9 protein-coding genes are annotated in these 12555 nt (G+C 67.5%); 3 read left to right on the forward strand and 6 right to left on the reverse strand.

What is annotated here, in order from left to right:
* Nucleotides 1-50: 50 nt before the first annotated feature.
* From HCH03_RS04035 to ileS, 3 genes are read right to left on the reverse strand one after another with little or no spacing between them, the layout of a single operon-like run.
* A complete protein-coding gene (locus HCH03_RS04035; protein ID WP_080143005.1) occupies nucleotides 51-1085 on the reverse strand; it encodes an RluA family pseudouridine synthase in 1035 nt (344 codons plus the stop codon).
* Nucleotides 1082-1711: a signal peptidase II gene (lspA, locus tag HCH03_RS04040; protein WP_221688480.1), complete on the reverse strand. Its 630-nt coding sequence runs from the start codon at nucleotides 1709-1711 to the stop codon at nucleotides 1082-1084. The genes HCH03_RS04035 and lspA overlap by 4 nt, the downstream gene beginning before the upstream one ends.
* A gap of 1 nt (nucleotide 1712) precedes the next feature.
* On the reverse strand, nucleotides 1713-4562 hold the full coding sequence (gene ileS / locus HCH03_RS04045; protein ID WP_221688481.1) for an isoleucine--tRNA ligase: 2850 nt from the start codon (nucleotides 4560-4562) through the stop codon (nucleotides 1713-1715).
* A gap of 225 nt (nucleotides 4563-4787) precedes the next feature.
* On the opposite strand from ileS, the gene HCH03_RS04050 reads away from it, so the two are divergent.
* Nucleotides 4788-5666, forward strand: coding sequence for a DegV family protein (locus HCH03_RS04050; protein WP_185905373.1), 879 nt, complete (start codon nucleotides 4788-4790; stop codon nucleotides 5664-5666).
* A 206-nt stretch (nucleotides 5667-5872) separates the two neighbouring features.
* On the opposite strand, the gene dinB is transcribed toward HCH03_RS04050, so the two are convergent.
* A complete protein-coding gene (dinB, locus tag HCH03_RS04055; protein WP_221688482.1) occupies nucleotides 5873-7249 on the reverse strand; it encodes a DNA polymerase IV in 1377 nt (458 codons plus the stop codon).
* A gap of 210 nt (nucleotides 7250-7459) precedes the next feature.
* On the opposite strand from dinB, the gene HCH03_RS04060 reads away from it, so the two are divergent.
* On the forward strand, nucleotides 7460-8587 hold the full coding sequence (locus tag HCH03_RS04060) for a pyridoxal phosphate-dependent aminotransferase (RefSeq protein ID WP_221688483.1): 1128 nt from the start codon (nucleotides 7460-7462) through the stop codon (nucleotides 8585-8587).
* A 4-nt stretch (nucleotides 8588-8591) separates the two neighbouring features.
* Here the strand turns inward: HCH03_RS04060 and HCH03_RS04065 are convergent, their stop codons facing one another.
* The gene (locus HCH03_RS04065) at nucleotides 8592-11216 is read right to left on the reverse strand and encodes a heavy metal translocating P-type ATPase (RefSeq protein ID WP_221688484.1); all 2625 of its coding nucleotides are present in this window, start codon (nucleotides 11214-11216) and stop codon (nucleotides 8592-8594) included.
* A 212-nt stretch (nucleotides 11217-11428) separates the two neighbouring features.
* The gene (locus tag HCH03_RS04070; protein ID WP_080142998.1) at nucleotides 11429-11752 is read right to left on the reverse strand and encodes a metal-sensing transcriptional repressor; all 324 of its coding nucleotides are present in this window, start codon (nucleotides 11750-11752) and stop codon (nucleotides 11429-11431) included.
* A gap of 223 nt (nucleotides 11753-11975) precedes the next feature.
* Between HCH03_RS04070 and HCH03_RS04075 the strand changes: the two genes are divergently transcribed.
* Nucleotides 11976-12536, forward strand: coding sequence for a DUF308 domain-containing protein (locus HCH03_RS04075; protein ID WP_368042416.1), 561 nt, complete (start codon nucleotides 11976-11978; stop codon nucleotides 12534-12536).
* Nucleotides 12537-12555 lie beyond the last annotated feature (19 nt).

A 12555-nucleotide genomic window follows, 5' to 3' on the forward strand; every position in this document is an offset into this window, starting at 1 on the left:
GGCCTCCGCTCAGGATGACAACTTGGCGGGCGGACCGAACAGAGTACGACCTACGATGTTGGGTGCGGGGCATCCGCCAGCAAAGCGAACACCTCTTCGCCGGCTTCGGTGCGGCCCATGCTGCGATCCGCCAGGCCGTCGAGGGCGGCCTGCAGGTCGGCAGGGAGGCCGTCGGCGAACGACAGCTCCTCCCCCGTCGCGGGATGCGTGAAGTCCAGGCGGAACGAGTGCAGGAACTGGCGGTCCAGCCCGAGGTCGGCGCCGGGGTCCTTGGGCGCGCGCGAGCGGTAGACCGGCTCGCCGACCAGCGGGTGCTTCGCGTACTCCAGGTGCACGCGTATCTGATGGGTGCGCCCCGTGAACAGCTTGCAGTCGACGAGCGTGTAGCCGTCGTCGCGCGAGGCGTGCTCGAAGCGCTCCAGCACGCGGAACGTGGTCACGGCGTCGCGCGCGGAAGGCGTGTCGCGCACGGCCATGCGCGTGCGCTCCTTCTCCGCACGGGCGATGGGGGCGTCTACCATGCCGGTATCGTGGGCGATCACGCCGTGCACGAGCGCCAGGTAGCGGCGGTCGACGGCACGGGCGCGTATGTCCTCCATGAGCGCGTAACCCGTTTCGTCGTCCTTCGCGGCCAGCATGAGGCCGCTCGTGTCGCGGTCGAGGCGGTGCACGATGCCCAAACGATCGTCCTCGCCCTGCACGTTGCACAGGTTCCCGGCCCCGCAATGGTGCACGAGCGCGTTCACCAGCGTGCCGTCGTAATGGTCGACGGAGGGGTGGCACACCAGGCCCACCTGCTTCGACAGCACGATAAGGTGCTCGTCTTCGAACCGGATGTCCAAGTCGATGGGCTCGCCCTCGAGCGCGTGGACGGGAGCCTCCTCGGGCGCCTCGTACACCACGGTGTCGCCGGCCGCCACGGCGTGCTTCTTGGGCACGGTGGCGCCGTTCACGAACACCGCACCCTCTTCGATGGCGCGCGCGGCGGCGCTGCGGCTGGGATAGAGGCCGCGCTCAGCCATGAGCGCGTCGAGGCGAGCCCCGGCGTCGCCGGCGCCCACGATGTGGCAGAGCGACCGCGTCATCGTTCTCGCGGCCCTTCCCCGTCGTCGGGCTCCGAGACGTCCCGGGACGTCTCGGCAAGCGCGGCCGCTTCCCGGTCGGCGCGGCGGTACGCGAGGATCATACCCGCCACGAACAACACGAACCCGCACGTCACGCCTATGTCGGCCACGTTGAACACCGGGAAGTCGATGAACACGGGCTCGATGAAGTCGACCACGTAGCCCAGCGTGAAGCGGTCGAACGCGTTGCCCAGGCCGCCCGCCACCACCAGCGCCACGCCCACCACCTCCACCAGGCTCGGGCGGGGCGACAGGAAGAACAGGTACGCCACGAGCACGAGGCACACCGCGATCGACAGCACGCCCAGCAGAAACGTCGAGTCGCCGAACATGCCCCAGGCCGCGCCCGTGTTGTGCACGAGGCGGAACCGCACGAGGCCGAGGAACGGCCCCGCGATCACCTCGCCTAAGGAGTGGCCGTTGAAGAAGCTCTTCGTGAGCGTGTCGAAGGCGAGCCAAGCGAGCGCCACCACGCCGAACACGAGCGTGTTGCGCGAGCGCTCGGCGCTCGGTTGGCGCTGGTCGTCCCGCTTCGAAGGAGCGGGCTCCGTCGGCTCCGTTTCGCCGCGCTCGGGATATCCGGGCATGCTACTCGCTTTCCGCGAAGCCGATGGCGTCGAGCGCGTCGCCGCAGCGCTCGCACACGTGCGGGTGGTTCGCGTTGCCGCCGAGCTCGCGGTAGTTCCAGCAGCGCGGGCACTTCTCGGCCTCGGTCTTCACCACGGACACCGACAGCTCGTCGCCCTCGACGAACGTCACGGATGCCACGATGAACAGCTCCTCGAACACCGCTGCGTCGTAACGCTCCACCACGTCGAGCACGCTCTTCGGCGCCGTCACGGTGACGGCCGCCTCCTGGCTCTTGTTCACGACCTTCTCGCCACGCGCGTCCTCAAGAGCCTTCGTCACGATCTCGCGCACGCCCAGCACCACGCCGAAGTCCTCGGCGATGCGCTCGGCGACGGCGTCGTCCGGCAGCGCGGGCGCGAAGTCGGATCTCTCGGGCCAGCCGGCCAGCTGCACGTTCGAGATGCCCCCGTAGCTTGAGCGAATGGCTTCGGGATAGTGTTCCCACACCTCGTCGGTCGTGAACGAGAGCACCGGCGCTAGCACGCGCACGAGCACCTCGAGGATGTTCATGAGCACGGTCTGCACGGCACGGCGGCGCGGCGAGTCGGGCGCCTCGGAGTACAGGCGGTCTTTCGTCGCGTCCATGTACACGGCCGACAGGTCGTTCACGATGTAGTCGTACACCGCGCGGTAGACCAGGTGGAACTTGTATTCGTCGTACGCGCGCTCCACGTCGCACAGCAGATGATGCAAACGCACCATGGCCCACTGGTCGACCGGCTCGAGCGCGTTCCAGTCCGTGACGGCGCGCTCGTTGGAGAAGTCGTCCAAGCTGCCCAGCAGGTAGCGGAACGTGTTGCGGATGCGGCGGTACGCCTCGGAGGTGCGCTGCAGGATCTCGTCGGAGATGCTCACGTCCTGCGAGTAGTCGACGCTGGCCACCCACAGGCGCAGCACGTCGGCGCCGCTCTTCGCCATGACGTCGGCCGGGTCAACGCCGTTGCCGAGCGACTTCGACATCTTGCGGCCCTCGCCGTCCACCGTGAAGCCGCAGTGCATGACGCTCTTGTACGGCGGCACGCCGTAGGCGCCCATGCTGGTGAGCAGGGAGGACTGGAACCAACCGCGGTGCTGGTCGGAGCCTTCCAGGTACATGTCGGCCGGGAAGCGCAGGCCCTCGGCCTCGCGGTGCTTCAGCACGCTGGTGTGCGACACGCCGCTCTCCCACCACACGTCGAGGATGTCCTTCTCCGGCACGAGCTCGGTGCAGCCGCACGTCTCGCACTTCACGCCGCGCGGCAGGTACTCGGACGGCTCGCGCGTGAACCACGCGTCGGCGCCCTCGCGGTAGAACAGGTCGATCACCGCATCGAACGTCTGCTCGTTCGCCACGGTGGAGCCGCACTTCGCGCACTTGAACACGGGGATGGGCACGCCCCACGAACGCTGGCGCGAGATGCACCAGTCGGGACGGTCGGCCACCATGGACCCGATGCGGTTCGACGCCCACGCGGGGATCCACTCCACGTCGTTCTCGATGGCCTTGAGCGCGTTCTCGCGCAGGCTGTTCTTGTCCATGGACACGAACCACTGGTCGGTGGCGCGGAAGATGACCGGCTCGTGGCAGCGCCAGCAGTGCGGGTAGCTGTGCAGGATCTTCTTCTCGGCAACGAGCGTGCCGCGCTCGCGCAGCCATTCGATGATGACCGGGTTCGCCTCGTCCACGTCGAGGCCCGCGAAGGGGCCCGCCTCATCGGTGAGCACGCCGTTGTCGTCCACCGGCATGAGCAGCGGCACGTCGAATTCCAGCGCCACCAGGTAGTCGTCCTGGCCGTGGCCAGGAGCCGTGTGCACCGCGCCCGTGCCCGAGTCCAGCGTGACGTGGTCGCCGTAGATGATGGTGCCCTTGAGGTCCTGGCGGATAGGGCACGTGTAGGTGAGGCCGGTGAACTCGCGGCCCTTGAGCGCAACGGGCTCGCCGTCCTCGCCGCGCACGAGGTCGTAGGATTCCCAGCCCGCGATCTCGGCCACCTGCTCCACCAGCTCGCGCGCCATGATCATGTTGGAGTCGTCGGCCACGACCATCACGTAGTCGGCGTCGGGCGCCAGCGACACGGCCGTGTTGGCCGGCAGCGTCCAGGGCGTGGTGGTCCAGATGAGCACGTTGGCGTCGCCGGTCGCGCCGGCGGCCTCGAACACGCCGGGCATGAGGTCCATCTTGAACTTCACGAAGATGGACGGCGACGTCTCGTCGGAGTACTCGATCTCCGCCTCGGCCAGCGCGGTGTGGCAGCGCTTGCACCAGTGGATGGGCTTGCGGCCGCGGTACACCGAGCCGTCCAGGTACATCTTCTTGAACACCTCGACGTTGCCCGCCTCGTAGCTCGGGGTGAACGTGAGGTACGGATGCTCCCAGTCGGCGTTCACGCCCAGGCGCTTGAAGCCCTCGCGCTGCACGCCCACGTACTTCTCGGCCCATTCGCGGCACAGGCGGCGCAGCGTGGGCTGGTCGATCTTCGCCATCTTGTCGGGGCCGAGGGTCTTCTCCACCATGTGCTCGATGGGCTGGCCGTGGCAGTCCCAACCGGGGATGTAGGGCGTGAAGAAGCCGCGCTGCGCGTGGGACTTGTTCACGAAGTCCTTGAGGATCTTGTTGAAGGCGTGGCCGATGTGGATGGGGCCGTTGGCGTACGGAGGGCCGTCGTGCAGGATGAACGGCTTGCCGTCCTTGTTCTTTTCGATCACGCGCTCGTAGATGCGCTCTTCTTCCCATTTCGCCAGACGCTTCGGCTCGCTCTCGGGCAGGTTCGCCCGCATCGCGAAGTCGGTCTTCGGCAGGTTCATCGTCTCTTTGTAACTGTTCGCCACGGGGTGCCGTACCTTTCATCCTGTGCGTGCGTGTCAAGGCGTTTCAGATTCAAACCTGTATAGTATAGGCGATCGCACCCGGAATGCACGCGCACCGCACGCATATTCACCGCGTCTCGTCCACTTTTCAGAAATGCGACACAAGAAATCGCGGAGAACATAGGTATACTTTAGAAGGTAACCACAGCGCCCGTTCGCAGCGGCCCCGCACATCGGAGGAACGACATGGAATTTGAGATCGTCACCGACTCGAGCAGCAACCTGATCGAGGACATGATCGACGAGTTCGGCCTGCACATCCTGCCCCTCACCTTCATGGTGGACGGAGAGGACACCGTGTATCAAAGCTACCTCAAAGGCGAGCACACCGACCTGGCGCAGTTCTACACCATGATGCGCGACGGCAAGGTCATCACCACGTCGCTGCCGAACCTTGCGGAGTCCGAGGCGCTTATGCGCGGCTTGCTTGAGCAGGGGCGCGACATCCTGTACCTGGGCTTCTCGAGCGGCCTGTCGGGCACCTACGAGGCCACCGAGCTGCTCATGCGCGACTTGGCGAAAGATTTCCCCGAGCGCAAGCTGTACGCCGTGGACACGCTGGCCGCGTCCGGCGGCGAGGGACTGCTCGTGTGGCACGCCGTGCAGCGCGCCCGCGCCGGCGCGGGCATCGACGAGGTGCGCGACTGGGTGGAGGACAACAAGCTCAACCTGGCGCATTGGTTCACCGTGGACGACCTCATGTTCCTGTTCCGCGGCGGGCGCGTGTCGAAGACGAGCGCCTGGGCGGGCACCATGCTCAACATCAAGCCCGTCATGCACGTGGACGACGAGGGGCACCTCGTGCCTCTGGAGAAGGTGCGCGGGCGCAAGAAGTCGCTGAACGCGCTGGTGGATCACATGGAGAAATCGGCCATCGCGCCCATCGGCGAGCAGATGGTGTTCATCACGCACGGCGACTGCCTCGAAGAGGCCGAGTACGTGGCCGAGCAGGTGAAGTCGCGCTTCGGCGTGAAAGAGGTCGTCATCAACTACGTCGACCCCGTCATCGGCGCCCACTCCGGCCCCGGAACGATGGCCCTGTTCTTCCTGGCCGACAAGCGCTAGGAAACCGTAGGCCTCCCTCTACCCGAACGAGGCCTATCCTTCTGTCATCCTGAGCGCAGGCGGCGAAGCCGCCGGAGTCGAAGGATCCCGCGCGGCGATAGCTGGGAGACTTTCAGCTATCGCCGCGCGGGATCCTTCGACTCGCTGCGCTCGCTCAGGATGACAACAGGCGAATATCCTGCGTTCCGGGCGCGCGTTTGCGCGTGCTACTTGTAGTCCGCGGGGTTCTTGCTGGCGGAGCCGGTGGTGTTGTCGTCGGCGCGCAGTTCGCGGCCGAAGCGCACGGCGTCCTCGCCGAAGCGGTTCTTCACCAGGTCGGTGGCCTCGATGAGGCCGCGGCGTTTCCCCTCGTCCTTTATCACGGGTTCCACATCGATGTCGTTGGGAGCCACCTCGCCCAGGTCGAACAGGCTCTCCTGCACGCCCTCCTCCGCGGCGAAGCCGGACATGCTCACGCCGATGAGCCGCACGGGAACGCCGGGGTGCCACACCTCGTCCACCATGCGGTACAGCAGCGGCGTGTAGGCCAGCTCGTCGTCGCTCGGATGCTCGAGGCGCCGCTGCACCGAGCGCACGGTGCGATCGTCGAAGCGCACCTTCAGGCCCAGCGTGCGTCCGGCGAGCCCTTTGCGGCGCAGCCGCCGGCCGACCTTCGCGGCCATGGTGGCGATGGCGGCCTCCACCTCGTCGCGCTCGGTGAGGTCCACGGCGAACGTCGTCTCGTTCGACACCGACTTCACCGGGTCGTCCGTGACGACGGGCGCGTCGTCGCCCCCGTTCGCCCGCACGTGCATGACGTGCCCGTTTTTCCCGAACAGGCGCAGCAACAGGGCCTCGTCGGCGTCGGCCAGATCGCCCAGCGTCTCGATGCCGCGGCTTTTGAGCTTCTGCTCGGCCGCCGCGCCTATGCCGCTCATCGTGCGCACGGGCAAGGGAGCCAGGAAGCTGCGCTCGCGCCCCGGATACACCACCGTCAAGCCGCGCGGCTTGTCCATGTCCGAGGCTATCTTCGCGATCGTTTTCGACGTGCCCACGCCGATGGAGCACGTCACGCCCAGCTTCTCGACGCGCTGCTGGATGCGGCGCGCCACCTGGACGGGATGCTCGCGGTTCACCGGCGTGGGGCTCACGTCGCAGAACGCCTCGTCGATGCTCACCTGCTGCACGTGGGGCGTCTCCGAGCGCAGGATGTCCATGATGGCGTTCGACATCTCGCGGTAGCGGTCGAAATGCCCGCGCGTCCAAATGCCCTCCGGGCACAGGCGCTCGGCCGTGGAGGCGGGCATGGCGCTGTGCACCCCGAAGCGCCGCGCCTCGTAGGACGCGGTGGAAACCACGCCGTGCTTGTCCGCGTCGCCGCCCACGATCACGGGCTTGCCGCGCCAGGCCGGATGGTCCAGCTGCTCTACCGAAGCGAAGAACGCGTCCAAGTCCACCAGCAGGATGGCCGGACCCTCCCACGCCTCGAGCGGAAGGAGGTCGTCCGAGGCGGCGGCTCCGCGCGCGCTAGGGCCTCCGGCGGCTGCGCCGGACGGCAAAGCGCCTGGAACGGGCGCGTCGGTCTGCGGGAATTCTTCTTTCATTGCGCGAATTAGTCTACCATGCCGGGCACGGCCGTTGGAAACTTGTGCTAGGATAATCATTTCCCCGCTATCTCCGCGCGTCCGCTGCGGACGGGGAGCTAACATATATACGGCCGCGCTTGAATCTGCCACCTGCTGAAACGTCCCCCCAGATTCCCCTCAAGCCCACAGCGGTCCGCATAAGGGAAGAGACGGGAAGGAGAGACGAGGATGTCGAAAGGATGCGATGCGGCGCCCGGCGTGCGCGCCGCGGTCACCGCGCTGCCTGAGCAGCTGCTCTCCCCGCCTTACGAGCTTCGCACCGAGATGAACTGGATAGACTTCTCGGGAACCGCCAACCCGCTGGGCACCCCGCCCTCGTTCATCCGCGCCATGGAGGCCGCGCTCGCCGCCGGCGAGCTGAACTACTCCCCCGACCGCGAGGCGCACACGCTGCGCAGCGCGCTGGCGCGACAGCACGGCATGTCCGTGGAGTCGTTCCTGGTGGGATCCACCGTGGGCGACATGGTGCGCGCCGTGGCGCAAACCTACCAGCCCTGCACCGTGGGCGTGGCCGTGCCGGGGCCGGTCGAGTACGCGCTGGCAGCCGGCAACGCCGGGCACCGCGTCGTGGAGATCACGAGCCCTGCGGGCTTCGTCATGCCCGACCCCGCGTCGGCGGCCCGCCACGGCGTCCTCTTCGACGCGGCGGTGCTGGCCAACCCGGGCTATCCCACGAGCCGCCTGCTGCCGCTCCCCACGTTGCTGGCTTATCTGGACGCGTGCACGTGGGTCGTCGTGGACGAGCGGTCCATCGAGCTCACGCTGGGCGGCGAGAGCGTGGCGCCGCTGGTGAAGGAGCATCGCAACCTCGTGGTCGTGCGCTCGTTCTGCGAGCCGTACGCCATGCCGGGCATACCCATCAGCTACTGCGTGGCGCACCCCGACACCATCGCGCAGATCGCGCGCTTCTACGACAGCTCGGGCGTTCCGATGTTCGCCGAGGTGCTGGGCGAGCTCGCCTTGGCGGAAGCCGAGCACCTGGAGCGCACGCGCGAGTTCTTGGACTCCGAGATACCGTGGATGCAGTGCATGCTCAGCCTGGTGCCGGGCATCGACATATTCCCCGCCGAGGCCAACTACGTCATGTGCGCGTTCGACCACGGGCCCGATCTGAACCTGGGCGTGGAGAGCACCGAGGAGCTGGCCGCGCGCCTGCAGCTGGCCGGGTTCCTCATCCGCAAGCTGCAGGGCACGCCGGGCCTCTCCAACGGGAAGTACTTCTGCGTTGCCGTGCGCACGCGCGAGGACAACGAGAAGCTCATCGCCGCCCTGCGCGAGATCATCGTGGGGTGCTAGGGGCCTACTCGATGCCCGTGACCTCGTAGTCGGCGTCCACGACGGCCGCTTTCAGCGCCTCGTCGGGCACGTCGTGCGACAGCTTCGCGGTGGCGGTGCCCGCGTCGAGGTCGACCACGGCCTCCTCCACGCCTTCCACGCCCTCGAGCGCCTTCTTCACGCGCTTGACGCAGTGCTCGCACATCATGCCCTCCACGTGCAGGGTCTTCTCCATGACGATCTCCTTTCCTTCCGGCGCCTTCGCGCCGATCGGTTCCGATTCAGTACGGGGCTCTGCCGCGTCCGGGGCGGCGTCGAGCGCCTTATCAGCCGCAGGTTCGGCGCTAGCGCCGACAGCCGAGAACCTGGGCTTCCAGCCGCGCAGGCGCAGCGCGTTGCTCACCACGCACACCGAGCTCAGGGACATGGCGGCCGCAGCGATCATGGGGTTCAGGTTCACGCCCATGAACGCCAGCGCGCCGGCGGCCACGGGAATGCACACAGCGTTGTAGAACAGCGCCCAGAACAGGTTCTGCTTGATGTTGCGCATGGTGGCGCGCGACAGCTGGATGGCCGCCGGCACGTCCATGAGGTCGCTTCTCATGAGCACGACGTCGGCGCTTTCGATGGCCACGTCGGTGCCGGCGCCGATGGCGATGCCGATGTCGGCGCGCGCGAGGGCCGGCGCGTCGTTGATGCCGTCGCCCACCATGGCCACGCGCCCGGCCTGCGCCAGGCGGCGAATCTCGCGCTCCTTGCCCTCCGGCAGCACGCCGGCGATGACCTCGTCCACGCCCACCTCGCGCTGGATGGCGGCCGCGGTGAGCTCGTTGTCGCCCGTGAGCATGACCGTGCGCACGCCCATGGCGCGCAGCTCGCAGACGGCGGCTCGGCTCGTGGGCTTCACCGTGTCGGCCACGGCGATCACGCCGAGCAGCCTGCCGTCGGCGGCGAAGAACAGCGGCGTCTTGCCGTCGGCCGCTAGCTCGCGGGCGGTTGCCGCAAGGTCGCCCGCGTCGACGCCGCGCGACCCCATCATGCGCAGGTTGCCGGCGAACACGGGAACGTCGTCGACGAGCGCCGCGATGCCCTCGCCCGGAACCTGCTTGAAGTCCTCGACCAGCAGGGGGTACGCCCCTCGCTCGCGGGCGTAGGCGCACACCGCGCGCGCCAGCGGATGCTCCGAGCGGCCCTCGACGGACACCGCCGCCTCCAGCAGGCGCTCCTCCGCCACGCCCGGCGCCGGCGCCACGTCGGTCACGCTCGGCGCGCCCTCGGTCACAGTGCCGGTTTTGTCGAGCACGACGGTTTTCACGTTGTGCGCGCCCTCCAGCGCCTCGGCCGACTTCACCAGGATGCCGTTCTTCGCGCCGCGCCCGGTACCCACCATGATGGCCGTAGGCGTGGCCAGCCCGAGCGCGCACGGGCACGAGATCACGAGCACCGAGATGGCGTGCGACAGGGCCGTTTCCAAACCCGTGCCCAGCACCATCCAAATGGCGAACGTGGCCAGCGCGATGACGATGACGATGGGCACGAACACGCCGCTTATGCGGTCGGCTATCTTCTCGATGGGGGCCTTGGAGCTGGTGGCGTCGTCCACGAGACGGATGATGCTCGCCAACGTGGTGTCGTCGCCCACGCGCGTGGCCCGCATGGTGAAGTACCCCGTGCGGTTCACCGTGGCGCCCGTGACCGGATCGCCCGCCGCCTTGTCCACCGGCACCGACTCGCCGGTGATAGCCGACTCGTCCACCGAGCCCGAGCCCTCCACCACCACGCCGTCAACCGGCACGCCCTCGCCGGCGCGCACGGCCAGCACGTCGCCTTCGCGCACGTCGTCGGCCAGGATCTGCTCTTCGGAGCCGTCCTCGCCCACGCGCACGGCCGTCTTGGGCGCCAGGTCCATGAGCGAGGCGATGGCGTCGGTCGTGCGGCCCTTCGCGCGCGCCTCGAAGTACTTGCCCAAGGTGATGAGCGTGAGGATCATGGCGGCGCTCTCGAAGTACAGGTCCATGCCCGCCACATGCGCCGCGTGCACGTCGCCCGCGCCGAGCGCGAAGGCGATGCGGTACATCGCGTACACGCCGTACACCGTGGCGGCGGTCGACCCCAGCGCGATGAGCGAGTCCATGTTGGGCGAGCCGTGGAAGAGCGTCTTGAAGCCCACGCGGAAGAACTTGAAGTTCACGAACACCACCGGCGCGAGCAGCAGCAGCTGCGTGAGCGCGAACGCCATGATGTTGCGCTCGTCCGCGAGGAACGCCGGCAGCGGCCAACCGAACATGTGGCCCATGGAGATGTAGAACAAGGGAACGGTGAAGACGAACGACACGATGAGCCTCATCTTCACCTGCTTGGCCTCGGCAGCCGCCGCGCTCACCGGAGACGCCGCGCCTGCGGCCCGCGGCGCGGTCCCGCCGGACGCCGCGCCTTTCGCCGCGCGCGGAACGGCACCGTAGCCGGCCTTGTCCACGGCCGCGCTCACGGCGTCGAGCGTGCCGGGCGCGCCGTCGTAGTCGATCTCCATGCTGTTCTTCAGCAGGTTCACCGCGGCATGGTTCACGCCGGGCACCGCCCCCGCCGTCTTCTCGACGCGCGCCGAGCACGCCGCGCACGTCATGCCCGTCACATCGAACGTCTGCTTCATCGTTGTCCTTTCCAGCGGCCCAAGCAAGCACAATGCCTGGTTCGCCATCCTGAGCGAGCGCAGCACCCGAATGTCATCCTGAGCGAGCGCAGCGAGTCGAAGGATCCCGTGCGGCGCCAGCTACACCTCTTCCCGCTGTCACCGCGCGGGATCCTTCGGCTCCGCACCCTCGATGCTCCGCCCAGGATGACATACGGGCGCTGCGGCGTTGGCTAGCGCGAGAACTTCTTCATCAGCTGCATGACCTCGTCCACGACCTCCACGTTGCCGCGCTGGATCTGCTCGACCACGCACGTTTCCAGATGGTTCTGCAGAAGCTTGCTCGACACGCTGTGGACGGCGCTCTCCGCCGCGGCCAGCTGCGTGAGCACGTCGCCGCAGTAGCGGTTGTCGTCGAGCATGGCCTTCACCCCGTTGAGCTGGCCGATCACGCGGTTGAGCCGCTTTTGCAGATCGGCCTGGAGCGCCTGGTCGCGCGGCGTTTCCTTGTGTCGGCACGCGCATGATGCGCCCGTGCACTCGCCCGTCTCCGTCATGGTCGCCCCCTTCGGTATCCACCTATACCCCTAGAGGGTATCAACGGCTGCTAGTATATACCCCTTGGGGGTATTGTCAAGCACTCTTTGCCAGAACGTTGAGGCAACGTCACGCGAAAGGCGCGCCGCAGCATGCGGAATTCTGCCGCCCTTTGGGGCAGGGACGCCGATTCGGCGCGGACGAATGGTAGAATTGCCCGCCAACCGATCGAAGGGAAACGTCGTGACCACCGTCGAATCAGTGAAGGACGTCAAAGAGAGCAAGCCCAGCGTGCAGGTGGCCGTGATCTCGATGCTCCTGCTGCCCCTCGTGGGCGTGTGCTGCCTGCTGTTCCCGGAATTCGCGGAGGAGGCGCTTCCATGGTACCTGGGCGTGCCCATGGTGCTCTCGTCCGTGGGCAGCATCGTGGCGGTCGTGCGCGAGCGCGACGCCGACGCGGGCCGGTCGAGCATGGGGTCGGCCATCGTGCTGTGCGTGCTCGGCCTGGTCATCATCGTGCACGGGGCGAACTCCACCATGTTCATCGGCATCGTGTGGGGCCTGCTCGGGCTGTTCAAGGCGGCACGGGAATTCGACGACATATTCTCCGACATCAAGCACCGGAAGCCCTTCGTCGTCGCGCTCGCCTTCTGCGTGTTCCAGCTCGTGCTGGCCGTGCTGCTCGTCGTGAACCCGTTCGCGAACTTGGAGCATCACCTTATCCTGCTGGGCATCGAGCTCATCGTGTACCCCTTCAAGCTGCACCGCAAGCACGGCAAACTGAGGATAGAGGCCGAGGCGTAGCGACATGGCGCGCCGAGCG

This window comes from Gordonibacter massiliensis (ex Traore et al. 2017), from assembly GCF_019731765.1.
Lineage (GTDB): Bacteria > Actinomycetota > Coriobacteriia > Coriobacteriales > Eggerthellaceae > Gordonibacter > Gordonibacter massiliensis.

Excerpts from the sequence above, each read along its gene's own strand:
- dinB (WP_221688482.1), bottom strand. The coding sequence starts at position 7,249 with ATGAAAGAAGAATTCCCGCAGACCGACGCGCCCGTTCCAGGCGCTTTG.
- lspA (WP_221688480.1), bottom strand. The coding sequence starts at position 1,711 with ATGCCCGGATATCCCGAGCGCGGCGAAACGGAGCCGACGGAGCCCGCT.
- HCH03_RS04065 (WP_221688484.1), bottom strand. The coding sequence starts at position 11,216 with ATGAAGCAGACGTTCGATGTGACGGGCATGACGTGCGCGGCGTGCTCG.
- HCH03_RS04035 (WP_080143005.1), bottom strand. The coding sequence starts at position 1,085 with ATGACGCGGTCGCTCTGCCACATCGTGGGCGCCGGCGACGCCGGGGCT.
- HCH03_RS04070 (WP_080142998.1), bottom strand. The coding sequence starts at position 11,752 with ATGACGGAGACGGGCGAGTGCACGGGCGCATCATGCGCGTGCCGACAC.
- HCH03_RS04050 (WP_185905373.1), top strand. The coding sequence starts at position 4,788 with ATGGAATTTGAGATCGTCACCGACTCGAGCAGCAACCTGATCGAGGAC.
- HCH03_RS04060 (WP_221688483.1), top strand. The coding sequence starts at position 7,460 with ATGTCGAAAGGATGCGATGCGGCGCCCGGCGTGCGCGCCGCGGTCACC.